This window comes from Flavobacterium sp. N1736 (assembly GCF_025947065.1).
In the GTDB taxonomy this organism is placed as follows: domain Bacteria; phylum Bacteroidota; class Bacteroidia; order Flavobacteriales; family Flavobacteriaceae; genus Flavobacterium.
The window spans coordinates 2,366,127-2,383,706 of record NZ_CP109994.1 but is presented as its reverse complement, the minus strand read 5'-3'; the positions used below and the strand labels follow the sequence as shown (position 1 = coordinate 2,383,706).

The window sequence follows — 17,580 nt, the reverse complement described above, 5'->3', positions numbered from 1 at the left end:
CGGCGCTAATCCTTTAATCTGTAGCAAAACAAATTAGGCAAACTTATTTTTAGCAATCCGCCATATTTACGGCAATTGCAAGTCCGCCTTCAGAAGTTTCTTTGTATTTTGAGTTCATATCTTTTGCCGTTTGCCACATTGTATTGATGACTTTATCAAGAGGAACTTTTGCGTTTTTCGAATCAGTTTCTAAGGCAAGTTCGGCAGCATTTATGGCTTTTATCGCGCCCATTGTATTACGTTCAATACACGGAATTTGCACCAAACCGCCAATTGGGTCGCAGGTTAAACCAAGATGATGTTCCATTGCAATTTCGGCAGCCATTAAAACCTGAGCAGGAGACCCGCCCATTAATTCGCAAAGTGCCGCAGCAGCCATTGATGACGAAACACCAATTTCCGCCTGACAACCGCCCATTGCTGCAGAAATAGTAGCTCCTTTTTTGAAAATACTTCCAATTTCTCCGGCAACCAATAAAAATTGTTTGATTTCTTTTTCGCCTGCGTCGTGGTTTTCAATCACTAAATAATACATCAAAACTGCGGGAATCACACCTGCGCTTCCGTTTGTAGGCGCAGTAACGACACGACCTAAAGACGCATTTACTTCATTTACGGCAAGTGCAAAACAGCTTACCCATTTTAAGATCTGTCGAAACTTTACTTCGGTTTTTCTGATTTCTTCCAGCCACGTTTGCGGATTTGAATAATTAGATAAACCAATTAAATTTTGATGCATATCAAAAGCTCGTCTGCGTACATTTAAACCACCGGGAAGAATTCCTCCGGTATGACAGCCAATATACATGCATTCTAACATTGTGTTCCAAATACGCATTAATTCGGAGTGAATTTCTGCTTCGGGACGCATCGATTTTTCGTTCTCATAAACAATTTCTGAGATCGATTTGTTTTCTGAAACCGTATAATTTAAAAGCTCAACAGCATTTTGAATCGGAAACGGAAATGCACATTTTATTTCCTCTTTTATTTTGGCATTGGTGCGTTCTTCTTTTACTACAAAACCTCCTCCAATAGAATAAAAAGTAGATTCATATTCAGAATCGTCAGTTTTATAAGCTGTAAATTTCAAGCCATTTGCATGGAAAGGAAGAAAGTCTTTATTGAAAACAATGTCCTGAAGAAAGTAAAACGGAATGGTGATTTGGTTGCCCAAAACGATTTCATTTTTGGTTTCAATCAATTTTATGATTCCTGCAATATCATCGATTGGAATATATTCAGGATCCTGACCGCTTAAACCCAGCATAACCGCCAAATCTGTAGCGTGACCTTTTCCTGTTAAGGATAGCGAACCGTATAAATCGACCTTGACTCTGGTAATCTGGTCTAAAATAGACTCGTCTTTTAACTCTTCTAAAAAACGTTCTGCAGCGCGCCAGGGTCCTAATGTGTGGGAACTAGACGGGCCAACACCAATTTTAAGCATATCAAAAACAGAGATACATTCTTCCATTGTTCAATTTTTATTAAGACAAAGATAATTGAATAATGCAATGAACTTTATTTTTTAATTGTTAATGTTGCGGTTTTGTTAAAAAAGGTATTAAATTTTAATAATTTGACAATGAAATAAATTTAATTACTTAATATGCGGTTTTCGTAAAGACTTCGCGTTTTTTTTAGGTATTTTTGTGATGAAGCAATTACTAAAAAAATCCGTTTTTTTGATTTCTGAATAAATCGGATGAATAATACTTCTGAGATTGTATTTTGTTTTTGAAGCTCTTTTTACGAAAAAAGAAAATACCACAAAGAAGATAAAATTACATTATGATAGAATTTTTCAAGCATTTTTTACAAGAATTCGAATTACCGCTTAACAATCCAGTATTAATTTTTTCGTTGATACTTTTCATTATTCTGCTGTCTCCAATTTTACTTAAAAAAATAAATATTCCCGGCATTATTGGTCTTATAATTTCCGGCGTAATCATTGGTCCTCACGGACTTAATATTCTTGCCAAAAACTCAGCAGTTGATTTATTTTCAACTATCGGGCTTTTGTACATCATGTTTATTGCGGGTTTAGAACTCGACATGAATGAGTTTAAAGCCAATAGAAATAAGAGTTTATTGTTCGGTTTTTTTACCTTTATTTTCCCGTTATCGATTGGGTTTCCGGTTTGTCATTATTTGCTGCAATACGATTTTAACGCCAGTTTTTTAACAGCAAGTATGTTTGCAACGCACACTTTGGTGGCATATCCAATTGTGAGTAAATTAGGAATCGCTAAAAACCAAGCAGTTGCCATAACCGTTGGCGGAACTATTTTAACCGATACGGCTGTTTTGATTATTCTTGCCGTAATTATGGGAAGCAGTCAGGGAAATTTAAATCAGGCTTTTTGGATAAAATTAGGCGTTTCACTGGCGATTTTCTCGGCGATTATGTTTTTGGTCATTCCAAGAGTTGCAAAATGGTTTTTTAAGAAGCTTGAAAGCGAAAAACACGCACATTATATCTTTGTACTTTCGGTGGTTTTCTTTGCGGCATTTTTAGCGCAGGTAGCTGGAGTAGAGCCTATTATTGGCGCATTCGTTGCCGGTTTGGCATTGAATCCGTTAATCCCGCAATCATCGGCTTTAATGAACAGAATTGAGTTTATTGGTAATTCATTATTTATACCTTTTTTCCTGATTTCTGTGGGAATGCTGGTTGATATTAGTGTGATTCTAAGCGGTCCAACTGCCTTAATTGTTGCCGGAACTTTGAGTGTTGTGGCTATTTTTGGAAAATGGTTTGCGGCCTTTTTTACTCAAATTGTGTTTAAATATACAAAGACCGAAAGGCAGCTTATTTTTGGATTAAGCAGTGCGCATGCTGCGGCAACTCTGGCTGTAATTTTGGTTGGTTTTAAAGCAAAAATATTAGACGAAAACATCTTAAACGGAACTATTATTTTAATTCTGATTACGTGTATTGTGGCATCTTTTGCGACTGAAAAAGCGGCTAAAAAAATTGCCATTTGCGAAGAAGAAGTTTCGCATGAAGATACAAACAGAGATCATATTTTAGAAGAACATATTTTAATTCCATTGGCAAAAACTTCTGCGACAGCAAGTTTACTGGATTTTGCACTTTTGATAAAAGATAAAAAATCAACCAATCCGGTGACGTTATTAACGATTGTTCCGAATAACGATCAGGCTGAAAAAAATATTTTAAGATATAGAAAAGCCGTTGATAAATTTGTCATTCAGGGTTCAGCATCAGAAGTAAAAATCAATACAATTGCCAGAATAGATCATAATCCGGCGAGTGGAATTGCGAGAACTTCAAAAGAAATCATGTCAGATATTGTGATTGTAGGCTGGCCGAGAAAAACAGGTTTTCTGGATAAAATTTTCGGTGAAAATGTAGATTCAATTATTAATAATGTTGACAAAAGTTTATTTATCTGTCGTTTTGAAAGACCTTTTATAGAAGAAAAAAGATTGGTATTTATTTGTCCGCCTTTTTCAGAAAGAGGAGTTGGGTTTCAGCTTTTGCTTCAAAAAATTTGTAGATTGTCGCAAGAATTAAGTATTCCGATTATGATTTATGCGGAATATAAAACGCATCAGTCTATTTCGCAAATTGCACTTAATTTGAAGCTAAATGCAAAATTAGGTTTCAAAAGTATTTTAAATTGGGATGATTTTGAAGCTATTTCAGATGAGATTCGTCCAACGGATTTAATTGCTTTTAATTTATCGAGAAAAGGCTCTGTTTCGTATCAATCAATATTTGATAAATTACCTCAGAAATTCGAAAAATCATTTGCAGATAACAATCTGATTTTGGTTTATCCGCAAGACGATAATAAAGTAACTTCTATGGATGCTTACGAAGATTTTACCGCAACGCCATTAACAAAAGGCCTTGAAGCCATTGAACAAATTGGTAGAGGTTTAGGAAGTATTTTGAAGAAAGGGTAATTAAAAAATATTTTTTGTAGTGAGATTGCTTTGTTCCTCGCAATGACTTTGACAAACCCGACAGGTTTTTAAAACCTGTCGGGTTTATTGCGTACATCTTTGCGAGAAATCGCTTAAATGAACGGTATTATTTTCTCTCTGATACCAGTCATTATACACCAATTCTACTTTATCTACCGTAAATTCTCCAAAATTATAATCACGATATTTCTCTGTAATTTCAATTAATTTTTTTGAATTTTGAAGTTTTTCCTGAAAGCGCATTACCGTCGAATGTGCCGTTGCAATAGTATAACGACTATCAATACTTTGCTGTAAAGCCGATTTTTTAAAGTTATTGCGAAGTTTGTTTCGTAAATTATTCAAGCTTTCATCAGCAGGAAAACCCTGAATCATTAGGGCAGAAGGTGAAGCTGTAACGCCTCGAAATGCAATTTTAATTTTTCCTGAGCCAACTAGACTTTCCTGAATGATTTTGATATAATCTTCGATAGAAATTTTATCCAAAGTAAAACCTTCATAACACGAAATAATCGACATTACCGTAATATGAATATCAGAATTGGGATAATAATATTGTTCCGGTTCAAGCGCTTTTAATTCATCTAAAAACAACTGAATACTGGCTTTTATTTTCTCGCTTGGGCGAATGAGTAACGTAATACCAAAACGTGAATCTGATTGATCATTAATCTGTGAATCTAAATTATAATTTCCTGCTAAAATAACGTCTTTAGATTTTTTATAAAGTTGATTGTAATGTTCGGTTAAATTCATTGAAAATTATTTCTTTTTCGCTTTTTCCAGATTTTCTTTTACTCTGAATTTTACAATTTTGGTGATTAAATCATAAGGCATTGGTTTATCCAAAGGAAATTGAACAGAACCTTTTCCGGATTTATATTTCGAAAGTTCGTTTTTAAATTCTTCATGACCGCTTGGCAACGCATAAAGACCAATATGATTTTTAAAAGCGGCAAAATAAACCACAATTCCGTTTTGGTCAAAAGCCGGCATCGAATAACTGATTTTTTCTTTGGCATCCGGAGCAGCTTTTTGAATTGTTGCTCTTATTTTCTCGAGAATTTCTTGAACTTCATTCGGAAATCCGCCAATGTATTCATTAATATTTTCAGGTTTTTTGGTATCCATGTTTTTTTTTGTTTCAGGTTTCAGGTTTCAAGTTTCAGGTTTCAGGTTTCAAGTTTCAGGTTTCAAGTTTCAGGTTTCAAGTTTCAGGTTTCAAGTTTCAGGTTTCAAGTTTCAGGTTTCAAGTTTCAAGTTTCAGGTTTCAAGTTTCAAGTTTCAAGTTTCAGGTTTCAGGTTTCAGGTTTAGCTCCGCATAGAACTTGAAACTTGAAACAAAACAAACTTGAAACAAAAACAACTTTAAACTTGAAACCTTTTCTTTACGCCAATCCTTTTGGAAATCTGTCTAAAACGAGATTCAGTAAAATACGATGTTCTAAATATGCTTTTGCTCCGGCTAAAACCAGTGTAAAACCTTCGGTAGAATTTCGAACCTGATCAATTATTTTATCGGCATCGCCTTTTAAACCAGAATTGGTTATGCTTACAAAAGTTTCATTTTCGTTTAAAGGCGTAAAAATCCATTCGACTAAAGTAGTTTCATCAGGATCTCCCCATTCAATAACAATTTTTTTGTTTTCCTGTAGAACATGAGTTGTAACCGTAAGCGAAAAACCATACATTTCCCAAGTCCATTCGGTTTTTTTATCTTGTTCCAGTTTTCCGGAACCTTTTGTAAACCAAAATTTACTTGTAATTTCCGGATCAATAAAAGCCTGAAAAACTTCTGAAACAGGTTTTCTAATCAGCATTTCAGCTTTTGCGAATTTATTATTTTCTGTTTTCATTTTTATGAGTGAAATGTTTTAGTTGTAAAAGTAAATTGTAAAAAGTAAATTGTAAAATGTAAAATGTAAAATGTCAATAAAGTTTAATTTGTCAGAAATGACAAAACTGGCGTATAACTTGAAACTTGAAACAAAAAAACTTGAAACAAGTTTTCCAAACCCCTAATTTAAGAAAGAAATTTCAATTACTTTAATAAAAAAATCCATACAAGTTTTGCCTGCATGGATTTTCAAATTCTAAAATATATTTTTATTCCCTTATAGTAGTTTTATCATTCAGCGCCATTTCGGCAATTTCGTCTTTGCGTTTAAAGCTCACACCTTTGTGCTGTTGCATGTATTTAATAAGATCATTTGCAGCTTTTACCATTTGTGGAGTTCCGCCAATACGATCATGAAAACTAATAGACATTTGTCGGCGTTGTGTTTCACTTTCGGCATACAATTGGTCAAATTCCATTTTAACCTGCTGTAAAAATTGATCAGCCGAAAAGTTTTTACCTTCAATCAAAACAATATCATTATTACGAATTGTATACGGAACAACGGCAAAGTCCTTGTTTTTTACCTGAATAATGAAAGGCTCATCCCGACTTAAATCATCAATATGATATTTAAAACCAAGCTCCTGCAAGATGTTAAGTGTATTTGTTCCGCGACGTAACCAATTGGCATTATAACCAATAGCAGTAAAACCCGTTACATTTTTGATGGCATCAACACCATCTTTTATAAATTTCTTTTCCTCCTCATACGGCATTGTATATTGCGTACTCCAATTCATACCGTGTGCTGCGGCTTCGTGACCACGCTGTACAATTTCTTTTGCCAGTTCGGGGTTTTTCAAAACAGCAGATCCAACCATGTGCGAGGTTACTTTTACGCCTAGTTTATCCCAATTGTCTAACATTCTTGGAATTCCTTCTTTATAGCCGTAATTGTACCAGGTTGCGGCAGGAAGATCGATATAGCCTTTTTGTATATTTTGAGGAAACGGACTTTCGGCATTATCAGGTTGTCCGCCCGCTTCAAACTGCATCGAAATCGAAACCACTAATCTCGATCCATCAGCCCATTTTGTTTTTGGCGGAGATAAAAAAGAATCTGTTTTTGATACTTCTGCAAATGTTTCTATTGGATTCATCATACCGACCATTCCAATAATTCCGGTTTGTTTTATAAAATTTCTTCTTGAACTCATGATTATTATTTTTTAATTAAAAGATCAATTGCCCAACTATTATAATCGATAAAATGCAATAGCAAAGCAAAAAATGCAACGTGAATTAATTGTGACGGAATAGCTTCCCAGTTCTCAATCATTGCAGTTCCAAACATTAATGCCAGCATAACAAAGCCGCCAGCCAGTAAAGATGGTTTTGTAAATAAACCTAACAATAAAAGCAAACCAATTGTAAATTCCGCTATTGGTAAAATGTAACTAAAAGGTGTAACAATGAATTTTGGCAGCATAGAATTTTCAAAACTGCCAATCATCCAATTACTAAAGGTAGTTAATTTTGGCAGACGTACTAATCCGTGACCAAACATGCTGATAGCGACGGCAAGACGTAGCAATAAAAAAGTAGTTGTTTCCATATTTTGTGTGATTTTATAGTACAAAGTTGGGAAGAACTGCTTTCTTAAATTTGTATAATCATTGGAATAATTTGTATTTTTGGAAGATGGAAATTAGAAATTTATATCATCCTTTTGAACTTCAGTTTTTAGAAGTTTCAGAATATGAAGCTAAAGAACGCAAAAACACGTTTTTTGAAATGGTGTTTGTATTGGAAGGAAAAGGAATTCAGATTATAAATGATCACAGATTACCGTATGCCTCAGATAAACTATTTTTGATTTTTCCGCAGGATATTCACAGTTTTGAAGTGGATGAAAAAACTAAATTTTTCTTTATCCGGTTTCATGACAGTTATCTTAAAACACAAAGCAGCAATTGGATTCAGAAACTGGAATTTATCTTTCATAATCACAATCATTTGCCGGGCTGTATATTAAAAACAATAACTGATAAACCTTTGGTACGCGCCATGATCGAAGCTTTGATTCGGGAAGAAACCACTAACTTTCCGCAGCAGCAAGAAGTAATCAGGCAAATTCTGAATACTATTATTACAATTGCTGCGCGAAATATTTCATTGACGGCGCCACTTGCTATTTTGCCATCTAATGAAGAAACAAGTCTGGATTTATTAAATTATGTACATCAGAATATTTATCTGCCCGAAGCATTAAAAGCGACAAAAATGGCAAAAGAGTTTCATGTTTCTCCCACGTATATCAGCGAATATTTTAAAACCAAAACCGGACAAAGTATTCAGCAATATACAATTGCTTATAAAATAAAATTGATCGAAACGAGATTGAAATTTACCAATATGCAAGTTAACGAAATTGTTTATGAGTTTGGTTTTAGCGATGCAAGTCACTTAAATAGGTTGTTTAAAAAATACACAGGATTGAATCCGAGTGATTATAAAAAGCAATTTAAAAATTAAGTTTTATGTTAACTTAAACATTATTTTTATCGACCCATTTTCCAACAGTAGGCGCTACATAATTTTTCATTTGGTTTAATAAATCATCAATATTATCGCTTACCAAAAGCATTTTTTGATTGACATCTTTTAATAAACCTTTTTCGACCATCACTTTTGTTAATTCGATAAGCGAATCGTAGAATCCGTTGGTATTTAAAATAGCGATTGGTTTTTTGTGTAAACCCAATTGAGCCCAGGTTAACATTTCAAAAAGTTCTTCGAGAGTTCCAAAACCACCCGGAAGCGCAATAACGCCTTCGCATAACTCGTTCATTTTGGTTTTCCTTTCGTGCATGCTTTCTACCAAAATTAATTCGGTTAAACCCAAATGCGCGATTTCTTTTGATCTGAGAAAATTAGGTAAAACACCAATTGCTTCTCCGCCGGCATTTAAAACGCCATCAGCAACAGCACCCATTAAACCAACATTGGCGCCGCCATAAATTAATTTGATGTTTTGTTTTGCCAATGTTTGCCCAAGCAAAACGGCTTGTTCTTTATAAATTTCGTCGGTACCAAAGCTGGATCCGCAAAATACTGTTATGCTTTTCATTTTAATTATTTTTTTAATTCGTATTCGTAATGAATTACGTTAGTTATATTCATATTTAAATTTTATCTCATTTATTTTTTATGCCACCAATTTCACTAATTATTTTGAACTAAAAAGCTTTTTTGCTAAAGTTTGGTTCATTTCGACAGATGAGACGTGAGTAACCACAAAGTTTGTCATTCTGAGGAACGAAGAATCTTCACAAGTTACTCCATCCCGAAAATCGCCAATCTTTGTAGAGTTACTAGCGAAGATTCTTCGTTCCTCAGAATGACATAAGAATGACAAAAAACAGCATTATATTCTTTTAATCTGAACACAAGAAACATTCTCCATTTTAACCTCTTTACCGGCTTTTTTAAGCATTCCTGTTTTTACATTTCTTTTAAAAACAATAACGTTTCCTGAAATAACATTTGTTGCAATCAGGAATTTTCCGGTTTCATCGATTGCAAAAATTCTGGGATGTTTTCCTAAAGTTGATTGATAACCAATGTTGGTTAAAAGTCCGTTTTCAGCAATAGAAAAAATGGCAATATTATTTTCTTTTCCACGATTTGTGGCGTATAAAAATTTTCCGTCAGGCGAAATATGAATGTCTGAACTTTCAAATCCTTCTTTAATTTTATCAGAATGCGTATTGATACGCTGGATTTTTTGCAAATTTCCGTTTTCATAATGATACACACTTATTGCGCCCGCCATTTCTTCAATACAATAGCCGAATTTTTGATTTGAGTGAAAAGTAAAATGTCTTGGTCCGGCTTCTAAATCTGTTTTTGTAAACGGATTTTGCGTTTCAGTTAATGGCTGTTTTTTAGTTTCATCAAAACCATAACAACGAATTTTATCAGCACCTAAATCTGGCAAAAATAAATAATCGAATTGTGGAGAAAACACTGCCGAATGAACATGCGATCGGGTTTGTCTTTCTTTATGAACGCTGCCGTCGAGATATTGAAAATTCTGCGCAAGCGAATCAATTTTTCCGTTTTCTAATAACGGATGAACCGAAACACTTCCTTCGGTATAATTAGCATTTACGAGCCATTTCCCGCTTTTATGAACCGAAACATAAACCGGATTTTCGCCACCGCTTTTTTGTTTGTTTAAAAAAGTCAGCGTTTTATTTTCAGAATTAAACTCAAAACTGCTAACATTTCCGTCATTTGGCGTTTTTGTTTCCGTACAGGCATAAACATATTTTCCGTTTGGTGAAACGGTTAAATACGACGGATTTATAACATTTTTTGCCGATGTTATTTTCGTCAGTTTTCCGTTTAAAGTATCTAATTGATAAACCTGAATAGATTCTGCTTCTTTGTCTCTGTTGTAAGATCCTAAAAAGACATACGTATTTTGAGAGAAGATATTTAAGGTTACGAGAAAGATAATCGTTGTACAGATGAATTTTAGTTTCATGTTTTTTTATTTTTTTTGTTCAATCGGGCCTCCTCCGTCGAAAGGACAATTAGGGCGTTTTCAGTCTCAGTCTCAGTTTATAGTTTACAGTTTATAGTCTCAGTCTCAGTTTACATTTTACATTTTACATTTTACATTTTACATTTTACAATTTCAATCTAAAATCTAAAATCTAAAATCTAAAATCTAAAATCTAAAATCACTTAACTCCTTTCCACCACTGTTTAAATTCCTGTTTTTCATTTCTCAGTTCAACTAATTCTCCAATCATTGGTGTAATTAACGGAATCGGATTTTCTGAATCTGCATTTAATTGAGTTACTTTAATCAGTGGTTCGTCCCACGCATGAAGCGCCAGTGAAAACTTCGAAGAATGCACCGGAAATACTCTTTTTGATTTTATATCTTTCATTGCTTTTATAACGTCTTCAGGTAAATTATGAATGTATTTCCATGCTGGATTATATTGACCGTTGTCGATAAGCGCAACATCAAACGGACCGTATTTATTACCAATTTCAGCAAAATGGGTATCGTAACCGCTGTCGCCGCCCAAATACATTTTAAAATCTTTGGTTTCTAAAACAAAAGATGTCCAAAGCGTGTTGCAACGCGTAAAACTTCTGCCTGAGAAATGCCTTGATGGAGTGGTATAAAGTGTTAAATTTTGATCGAGCTCAATTTTTTCATGCCAGTCTTTTTCGATAATATTTTGCAATGGAAATCCCCAAAATTCAAAATGTGAACCTACGCCAAGCGGACAAATTATTTGTCTTGTTTTAGGTTTTAACTGCAGGATTGTTTTATAATCTAAATGGTCGTAATGATCGTGCGTAATCAATAAATAATCGATTTCAGGAAGATCGTCAACCGTATAAATATCAGTTCCTTTAAACGATTTTGTTGTGCCGGCAATAGGCGAGGCGTTTCCGCTAAAAACGGGATCGATTAAAAAACGTTTTCCTGCAAGCTGAATAAAATACGAAGAATGTCCAAACCAAACCAAAACATCTTCATTTATAGCAAGTTCTTTTAAATTGGTTTTTATGGAAGGAATTATATCTGTTGGAATTTTTCTCTCTGATTTTTTGAATAAAAACGCATACAAAATTCCAAAATAACCATATCCTTCTGCAAGGTCAGGCGTAAAACTATTGTTTACGAATTTTCCGTTTTTATATTGAGGCGATTTCCTGATCAGTTCAAGCCTTTCGCCGGAAGGTGCTTTTCCAAATTTTGGATGTTGTAGAAAGTAGATTAAATAAGCTATTAAAAGAAGGATTATTGTTAAAACCATGATTAATTTGAGATTGGGGGATATAATTTTTGTAATTCTTTTACGGATGTTGAAATCATGATTTTCAGAATTTCGATATCAATATCGGATAGTTTTTTAATGTAAATGCAGCCTTTTGCGGCTCTGTGTTTTCCAAATTTTGAAAGTAATTCTTCTCTTTTTTCGGCATCAAAATAAACGTAAAGCGAAATAGCGGCTTTCCTTGGCGAAAAACCGGCAAGTGGCGCGTCGCCTTCGTGTCCGCTCTCATATTTATAATGATAACTGCCAAAACCAATGATACTTGGTCCCCACATTTTGGCTTCAAAACCAGTTTGTTTCTGCATTATTTTGATGAGTTCAAAAGCATCATTTCGCTTTATTTCATCTTCAACAGTAGTATTGATAAAATCGACAACGCTGCTTTGTGTTTCGGTCGTTTTATTTTTTGCCATCGTTTTTATTTTTAAATTCTGGAAATTATATTAATTGTGAATTGTTAACTGTTAATTGTGAATTGTGAAATGTGAATTGCTAATTTTGGAAATCTTATTTGCTAACTGAGACTGAGACTGTAAACTGAGACTGTAAACTGAGTCTGAAAACTGAGTCTGAAAACTGAGTCTGAAAACTGAAAAACTGAGACTAAAAATCTAAAACATCCCATTTTCATTAATTGCTTCTTTCGGAACCGGCTGTCCTAAATCCCAAAGCTCGACTATTTTATCTGATTCGAATTTAAGAATGTGAACTACGGCAAAACCCAATTCGTTTGGAGTTTGTTTTAAATGCGAATGCACGGCAACTAAATTTCCGTCTTCTAAAATATGATGAATTTTGAAAATTTTGTTTGGATTTGTTCTGGTAGATTCTTCCATTGCGAGCATCAAAGTATCGGCGTCGCCCTTAAAGTATGCGTTGTGATGTTTGAAGTTTTTACCAATATAAAGTCGGAATGCTTCGTGGCAATGCCCGTTTGCAGCGAGTTTTAAAAACTCCTGGGCTATATCTTTCTTAGTCATGACTTGTTAATTTAAAAGCTAACTAAGTTATGAAATTAACCAGTATCTTTTTCAGGTAAAACCGAGTTTTCCGCTAATATGTTGGTAACACATTTTTGCCGGTTTTTGTTTGGCTGATTTTTCCATTCTGTTAATTAAATGATTGTCTAAATTCCAGTGGAGAAATATTTGTTTTTGTTTTGAATAATTTGCTAAAAGACTGTTGATGCTCAAAACCCAATTCAAAAGCAATTTCGCTTATTGATAAATTAGTTGTCGAAAGTTTTTCTTTGGCTTTTTCAATCAATTTTTCGTGTATGTGCTGCTGTGTACTTTGTCCGGTTAGTAATTTCAATAATCCGCTTAAATAATTTGGCGAAACATTTAGACTTTCGGCAATATAATGAACGGTTGGCAATCCTTTTTTAGATAAGGAATCATTAGAAAAATAATCTTCTAATAAGCGTTCCAAACGTTCCAAAATTTGGTGATTGCTAATTTTTCTGGTAATAAACTGGCGGTTGTAAAAACGCTCAGAATAGGTAAGCAATAATTCGATTTGTGCAATAATTACATCCTGACTGAATTTATCAATATTGGATTGATATTCATGCTGAATGTTTTTGATAATGTTAATAATCATTTTTTCTTCCTTTTCTGAAAGATGTAAAGCTTCATGAACAGCATATCCAAAATACTCGTATTGTTTTATTTTTTTGGCGAGCGGCGTATTCCACAAAAAATCAGGATGGACCAATAAGGACCATCCTGTATGCTGAAGTTCTGCATTTCCTTCTATAGAAAAAACCTGACCGGGCGCAATAAAAAGCAAAACACCTTCATTAAAATCATATTCCTGCTGACCGTAACGCATGGTTGCATTTGTATGTCGTTTTAATGCAATCGAGTAAAAATCAAGCATTAAACTTTTTGGTTCATCTTCGTTTAAGTGTTTAAGATCTTCAAAATTATAAACACTCACTAACGGATGTTCCGGTTTTGGCAAATCTCGAAACTGATGAAATTCGCTAATACTTTTTATTCGATGTGGTTGCTGATTTGCCATAGTCTAAGTTACTTAATTTTGATTATATACGGCAGCAAATTCTTTTGCATATTCTGCGAGTTTTACTTTTCCCATTACGGCTGGTTTGTTGCGCTCATAATCTTCGCCCAATAAACCGTTGTAAAGTCCGGCGTACATTTCGACCAAACCTTGCGCTATTTTTGGCTGAATACCAATCGAAGTTAAACCATCTAAAGTTTCCTGATCGCTTACTAAAACCCATTTTAAATCTGGTTTTCCAATTGCGTTTCCTAATATTTGTGCCGTTTCATGTCCTGTAAGTTCCTCGCTTGCTACATAACGAACTTTTTTTCCGTCAAACGGAGTTGTTATTTCATCGGCAATAGCCTCGGCAATATCATTTGGCGAAACCCATGGAATCATTTTGTCTGCACCATAATTTGCGGCAATAATACCCGCAGATTTTATCATGCCAACATAACCCAATAAGTTGTAGAAGAAAGAAGTTGGACGCATAAATGTAATACCAACATTCCCAAGCTTATTCAACATGGCTTCTATTTCATTATAACGCTGAATAATGCCGGAATTTTTCTCTAAATGTGCGCCAATGCTGCTTAAAAACACAACACGTTTTGCGCCCGATTTTTCAATTGCCTGTGCATAATTATTTCCAATTTTGCGGGTAAAAGCATCCAGATCAAGGTTAGGATCAAAGTAATTCGCACGCGGAATCATGCAATATACTGCGTCTGCACCAGTAAATGTCTCGGTTAAGAAGGTCAAATCTTCAACAGAACCAATTGCGGCTTTGGCCCCTAAATTTTCAATTGTAGTTTGTTTTTCGACATCGCTGGTAATAACCGTAATGTCGTGTCCTTTTTGCACTAATGCCGTAGCTAGTGGCTTGCTGATGTTCCCTAAAGAACCTGTAATTATAATTTTCATCGTTCTATTTTTTTGATGATACAAAGTTGCGTAACATCAAATCGATAGTTGTAGCCAAATCTACTATTGTCTTAGCCTAAATTGATTTCACTAATTTTGGTTTTGCAACAAAAAAACGACTGCAAAGTCATTGCAAGGAACGAAGCAACCACACTACTATAAGTCATGGTCGATTTAGCAACTGAGATTGCTTCGTTCCTCGCAAAGACAAATTAAAGTTCTTCCGAAAATTTATTTTTTAGATGCAAAAATCGCATCTAATCCTTCCATTGCGATTGTAAATCCTTCTTTGAATCCCATTTCGATTATTTTTTCAAGATCAGATAAGTTTTCGTGTTTAATGGCAATGTCAACAATTGTTGCACCATTTTGCTCGCTAAAACTTACATCCCAATCAGAACGTGGAAAATCTACATTTAAATTGCCTTCGCTATCGCAAAAAGCATCCAGATATTTAAAATTTGTTTTTGGCGTAATTGAGGTAAAATCTGCTATTGCCCAATGTTCTTCACCTTCAGGACCAACCATTGCATATAAACGCTGACCGCCTTCTTTAAAATTCATTTTTTTTGTTTTTGATTTCCATGGAGCAGGAGCCCACCATTGGTCCAGAATTTCAGGTTCTGTCCAGGCAGACCAAACGTTAGCAATAGATGCATCAAATTCTCGTTTTACATTAACTGTGTTGGTTTCTTTGTTTACAGTAAAGTCCATTAAAAGATTAGATTTCATTTTTTTTAGATTTTAGATTAATTAATACTTGATCTAATTGATTAAAACGGTTTTCCCAATGTTGCTTAAATTGTTCCAGCCATTTATCAATTTCTTTCATTTTATCAATTTTTAATTGGTAATAAATTTCTCTTCCAACTTTGTGTTGTTGTAATAATTCACATTCGTTAAGAATTTTAATATGTTTAGAAACGGCCTGACGTGTCGTATCAAACTGGTCTGCAATTGCATTTGGAGTGAGAGCCTGACTGGTAACTAATACTAAAATAGCTCTGCGTGTTGGGTCTGCAATGGCTTGAAATATATCTCGTTTCATGAAAAAGTAATTTTAATTGCGCAATTAATAGGTTGCAAATATAAGCAACCTTTTGGTTTCGCAATTAAAAAAAATGATATTTTTTTAATTTGGTTTCTAAAAAAGGCTAAAATATATTTAAGAGAAAATCAAAATATAGGATAAAGCCGAAAAACTAAACTGAATAATATGGAGTTTAGTTTTCGGCTGAATTATATTTTTAAAATAGAAGTTATTACAATTGTGTAATTTTCCCCGTATGTACATCGTATCTCATTGATACAATTTTAATATTATGCTCTTTTATAAGTGGATTATCTTGTATTAGTTTTGTCGAATGTTTAATATTTGCATCAATAGCGCCAAGATAATTACTTGCTTTAGGCGTGGTTTTATCTGCTTCGATTTCTTCATCTTCTTGCGAAATGGTTTCTACAATATCATCAATGTGATTAAAATGCTTTTTGTACGCGCTATCTTTATCGTTAATATACGCTTTAATTGCGCCACATTCTGTATGACCTAATATTACAATCATTTTTGTGTCGAGATGTTCAATCGCATATTCGATACTTCCCATATCAATATCTGAGATCAGATTACCGGCATTTCGAATTACAAATAAATCTCCAATTCCCTGATCGAAAACAATTTCTGGCGAAACCCTGCTGTCTGAGCAAGTTATAACAACAGCAAACGGTTTTTGTGTGTCCTGATTTTGTAAAACAGATTCTTTGTTTTGACGAGGATGAATTGATCTTTCGTCTAAAAATCGCTGATTTCCCTGAGTTAATCTTTCTAAAGGATCTAATTTTTTGTTATTATCAATTGATTCTATGTTTTGGTCGCTTTTCTGACATCCAATGAATGAAAACAGAATTAGCGTTAGCATTAAAATTTTTGCTTTCATGTTTTTATTTATTAAGATTTAATGTGTGTCGAAGAAATTACTTGTTAATTTAAATCTTACAAATATAGTTTTTATTATAAAGCTAAAATTGTTTTTCTTTATGAATACACTTAATTGATTTTGAATATCATACATGTATTTGTGATGCTAAAAAGTTTTTTTTTATTTTTTATTTGATGCTTTTTTCTCTTACATATTTAAACAAAAAAATCCGACTTGTTTTCACAAACCGGATTTTCATTCCAAAATTATAGTTTATTTATTGGCTTACTTTCTCGTTAAATCAGTAATTAATAAAGGATTACTTTCTTGTAGTTTTGCTACTAATTCTTCGACCGTTTCCGGATTCTTCTTTAAGTTTTCGTATTCATCAGAAGTTATTCCCACGATTTGTAAAAACGAAACTTCGCCATGCGGTGTTTGTTTTTTCGGAATTTCAGGATCTGATACAAAAAGTAATGCCGTAATATCTGTTTCAGTATCAAGTCTTATTGGACCATTTGCTGGCATGTAATGAAACTCTTCAAACCAATTTCCACTATCAAATACATATTTAGCAATATTTTGCAGCAAGGCAATTGCCCAGCTTGGATTTCCATTATCTGCTTCAAAAGGTTTTAATCTAAAAGTGATTTCAAATCCCCATTTGCTAAATTCGCTGTCTAGTTTTTCTTCATTATAATATAATTCTGAAAAGCCATACGTGATAAAATGAAAGTGATCGGTTTGTTTTTTACTTTCATAAATACTTACTCCGTCAAGCGGACTTTCTCCACCAAGCATATAACTTATTGCCGGAGCAAAATGTTTTGGTTCCTGACCTGGATAAAGTGTTTCGAATTCTTTATCGATTGATAACCAACCAACAGCGTCATCATCTGAAAATTCTTTTTTGTATTCTTCTAATGTCATACGTATCTGTTTTATCATTAAGTAATGACAATATATGGTTTTTTGATGTAAAAAATAAAACTTTGCTTTTGATTTTATGGTTATTATTTCGTGATTTTAAAAATGTAAATTTTATTATATAAAG

19 protein-coding genes are annotated in these 17,580 nt (G+C 33.7%); 2 read left to right on the top strand and 17 right to left on the bottom strand.

The genetic code is table 11. The features are described from left to right. Window positions 1-49: 49 nt before the first annotated feature. Entirely contained in the window at window positions 50-1,477 is a 1,428-nt protein-coding gene (locus OLM54_RS09950) for an L-serine ammonia-lyase (protein ID WP_264538430.1), read from the bottom strand. Window positions 1,478-1,794: 317 nt separating this feature from the next. Here OLM54_RS09950 and OLM54_RS09945 point away from each other — a divergent pair, with 317 nt between their 5' ends. Then, window positions 1,795-3,942, top strand: coding sequence for a cation:proton antiporter (locus OLM54_RS09945; RefSeq protein WP_264538429.1), 2,148 nt, complete (start codon window positions 1,795-1,797; stop codon window positions 3,940-3,942). Between the two features lie 84 nt (window positions 3,943-4,026). Here the strand turns inward: OLM54_RS09945 and OLM54_RS09940 are convergent, their stop codons facing one another. The 5 genes from OLM54_RS09940 to OLM54_RS09920 all read right to left on the bottom strand — a co-directional run bounded on the left by OLM54_RS09940 (window position 4,027) and on the right by OLM54_RS09920 (window position 7,418). Beyond that, window positions 4,027-4,719, bottom strand: a complete 693-nt coding sequence (locus OLM54_RS09940) for a 2'-5' RNA ligase family protein (protein WP_264538428.1) — start codon at window positions 4,717-4,719, stop codon at window positions 4,027-4,029. A gap of 6 nt (window positions 4,720-4,725) precedes the next feature. After that, window positions 4,726-5,094 (bottom strand): iron chaperone, encoded by a 369-nt coding sequence (locus tag OLM54_RS09935; protein ID WP_264538427.1) that lies wholly within the window; start codon window positions 5,092-5,094, stop codon window positions 4,726-4,728. A gap of 257 nt (window positions 5,095-5,351) precedes the next feature. Then, a complete protein-coding gene (locus tag OLM54_RS09930; protein WP_264538426.1) occupies window positions 5,352-5,819 on the bottom strand; it encodes an SRPBCC family protein in 468 nt (155 codons plus the stop codon). 250 nt (window positions 5,820-6,069) lie between these two features. Beyond that, window positions 6,070-7,020 carry a polysaccharide deacetylase family protein gene (locus OLM54_RS09925; protein ID WP_264538425.1) on the bottom strand — a complete coding sequence of 317 codons (951 nt, stop codon included), beginning with the start codon at window positions 7,018-7,020 and terminating at the stop codon, window positions 6,070-6,072. 5 nt (window positions 7,021-7,025) lie between these two features. Then, window positions 7,026-7,418: a DoxX family membrane protein gene (locus tag OLM54_RS09920; protein ID WP_264538424.1), complete on the bottom strand. Its 393-nt coding sequence runs from the start codon at window positions 7,416-7,418 to the stop codon at window positions 7,026-7,028. Between the two features lie 86 nt (window positions 7,419-7,504). Here OLM54_RS09920 and OLM54_RS09915 point away from each other — a divergent pair, with 86 nt between their 5' ends. Further along, window positions 7,505-8,338 (top strand): helix-turn-helix domain-containing protein, encoded by an 834-nt coding sequence (locus tag OLM54_RS09915; RefSeq protein ID WP_264538423.1) that lies wholly within the window; start codon window positions 7,505-7,507, stop codon window positions 8,336-8,338. A 13-nt stretch (window positions 8,339-8,351) separates the two neighbouring features. On the opposite strand, the gene OLM54_RS09910 is transcribed toward OLM54_RS09915, so the two are convergent. The 11 genes from OLM54_RS09910 to OLM54_RS09860 all read right to left on the bottom strand — a co-directional run bounded on the left by OLM54_RS09910 (window position 8,352) and on the right by OLM54_RS09860 (window position 17,456). Further along, window positions 8,352-8,933, bottom strand: a complete 582-nt coding sequence (locus OLM54_RS09910; RefSeq protein ID WP_264538422.1) for a TIGR00730 family Rossman fold protein — start codon at window positions 8,931-8,933, stop codon at window positions 8,352-8,354. Window positions 8,934-9,230: 297 nt separating this feature from the next. Next, window positions 9,231-10,355: a lactonase family protein gene (locus OLM54_RS09905; protein WP_264538421.1), complete on the bottom strand. Its 1,125-nt coding sequence runs from the start codon at window positions 10,353-10,355 to the stop codon at window positions 9,231-9,233. Window positions 10,356-10,554: 199 nt separating this feature from the next. Further along, window positions 10,555-11,652, bottom strand: coding sequence for an MBL fold metallo-hydrolase (locus OLM54_RS09900; protein WP_264538420.1), 1,098 nt, complete (start codon window positions 11,650-11,652; stop codon window positions 10,555-10,557). Between the two features lie 2 nt (window positions 11,653-11,654). Continuing rightward, entirely contained in the window at window positions 11,655-12,086 is a 432-nt protein-coding gene (locus OLM54_RS09895; RefSeq protein WP_264538419.1) for a DUF1801 domain-containing protein, read from the bottom strand. Window positions 12,087-12,284: 198 nt separating this feature from the next. Beyond that, on the bottom strand, window positions 12,285-12,653 hold the full coding sequence (locus tag OLM54_RS09890; RefSeq protein WP_264538418.1) for an ester cyclase: 369 nt from the start codon (window positions 12,651-12,653) through the stop codon (window positions 12,285-12,287). A 130-nt stretch (window positions 12,654-12,783) separates the two neighbouring features. Beyond that, window positions 12,784-13,698, bottom strand: a complete 915-nt coding sequence (locus OLM54_RS09885; protein WP_264538417.1) for a helix-turn-helix domain-containing protein — start codon at window positions 13,696-13,698, stop codon at window positions 12,784-12,786. 12 nt (window positions 13,699-13,710) lie between these two features. Beyond that, entirely contained in the window at window positions 13,711-14,607 is an 897-nt protein-coding gene (locus OLM54_RS09880) for an NmrA family NAD(P)-binding protein (protein ID WP_264538416.1), read from the bottom strand. Between the two features lie 231 nt (window positions 14,608-14,838). After that, entirely contained in the window at window positions 14,839-15,339 is a 501-nt protein-coding gene (locus OLM54_RS09875; RefSeq protein ID WP_264538415.1) for an SRPBCC family protein, read from the bottom strand. Next, complete coding sequence (locus tag OLM54_RS09870; protein WP_264538414.1) at window positions 15,329-15,655, bottom strand: ArsR/SmtB family transcription factor; 327 nt, start codon at window positions 15,653-15,655, stop codon at window positions 15,329-15,331. Before OLM54_RS09870 ends, OLM54_RS09875 begins: the two co-directional genes overlap by 11 nt. A gap of 214 nt (window positions 15,656-15,869) precedes the next feature. Further along, window positions 15,870-16,544, bottom strand: a complete 675-nt coding sequence (locus OLM54_RS09865; RefSeq protein WP_264538413.1) for a carbonic anhydrase — start codon at window positions 16,542-16,544, stop codon at window positions 15,870-15,872. Between the two features lie 267 nt (window positions 16,545-16,811). Next, window positions 16,812-17,456 (bottom strand): suppressor of fused domain protein, encoded by a 645-nt coding sequence (locus OLM54_RS09860; protein ID WP_264538412.1) that lies wholly within the window; start codon window positions 17,454-17,456, stop codon window positions 16,812-16,814. Window positions 17,457-17,580 lie beyond the last annotated feature (124 nt).

Coding starts and splice junctions, on each gene's coding strand:
- OLM54_RS09950 (WP_264538430.1), bottom strand. CDS start 1,477: ATGGAAGAATGTATCTCTGTTTTTGATATGCTTAAAATTGGTGTTGGC.
- OLM54_RS09945 (WP_264538429.1), top strand. CDS start 1,795: ATGATAGAATTTTTCAAGCATTTTTTACAAGAATTCGAATTACCGCTT.
- OLM54_RS09940 (WP_264538428.1), bottom strand. CDS start 4,719: ATGAATTTAACCGAACATTACAATCAACTTTATAAAAAATCTAAAGAC.
- OLM54_RS09935 (WP_264538427.1), bottom strand. CDS start 5,094: ATGGATACCAAAAAACCTGAAAATATTAATGAATACATTGGCGGATTT.
- OLM54_RS09930 (WP_264538426.1), bottom strand. CDS start 5,819: ATGAAAACAGAAAATAATAAATTCGCAAAAGCTGAAATGCTGATTAGA.
- OLM54_RS09925 (WP_264538425.1), bottom strand. CDS start 7,020: ATGAGTTCAAGAAGAAATTTTATAAAACAAACCGGAATTATTGGAATG.
- OLM54_RS09920 (WP_264538424.1), bottom strand. CDS start 7,418: ATGGAAACAACTACTTTTTTATTGCTACGTCTTGCCGTCGCTATCAGC.
- OLM54_RS09915 (WP_264538423.1), top strand. CDS start 7,505: ATGGAAATTAGAAATTTATATCATCCTTTTGAACTTCAGTTTTTAGAA.
- OLM54_RS09910 (WP_264538422.1), bottom strand. CDS start 8,933: ATGAAAAGCATAACAGTATTTTGCGGATCCAGCTTTGGTACCGACGAA.
- OLM54_RS09905 (WP_264538421.1), bottom strand. CDS start 10,355: ATGAAACTAAAATTCATCTGTACAACGATTATCTTTCTCGTAACCTTA.
- OLM54_RS09900 (WP_264538420.1), bottom strand. CDS start 11,652: ATGGTTTTAACAATAATCCTTCTTTTAATAGCTTATTTAATCTACTTT.
- OLM54_RS09895 (WP_264538419.1), bottom strand. CDS start 12,086: ATGGCAAAAAATAAAACGACCGAAACACAAAGCAGCGTTGTCGATTTT.
- OLM54_RS09890 (WP_264538418.1), bottom strand. CDS start 12,653: ATGACTAAGAAAGATATAGCCCAGGAGTTTTTAAAACTCGCTGCAAAC.
- OLM54_RS09885 (WP_264538417.1), bottom strand. CDS start 13,698: ATGGCAAATCAGCAACCACATCGAATAAAAAGTATTAGCGAATTTCAT.
- OLM54_RS09880 (WP_264538416.1), bottom strand. CDS start 14,607: ATGAAAATTATAATTACAGGTTCTTTAGGGAACATCAGCAAGCCACTA.
- OLM54_RS09875 (WP_264538415.1), bottom strand. CDS start 15,339: ATGAAATCTAATCTTTTAATGGACTTTACTGTAAACAAAGAAACCAAC.
- OLM54_RS09870 (WP_264538414.1), bottom strand. CDS start 15,655: ATGAAACGAGATATATTTCAAGCCATTGCAGACCCAACACGCAGAGCT.
- OLM54_RS09865 (WP_264538413.1), bottom strand. CDS start 16,544: ATGAAAGCAAAAATTTTAATGCTAACGCTAATTCTGTTTTCATTCATT.
- OLM54_RS09860 (WP_264538412.1), bottom strand. CDS start 17,456: ATGACATTAGAAGAATACAAAAAAGAATTTTCAGATGATGACGCTGTT.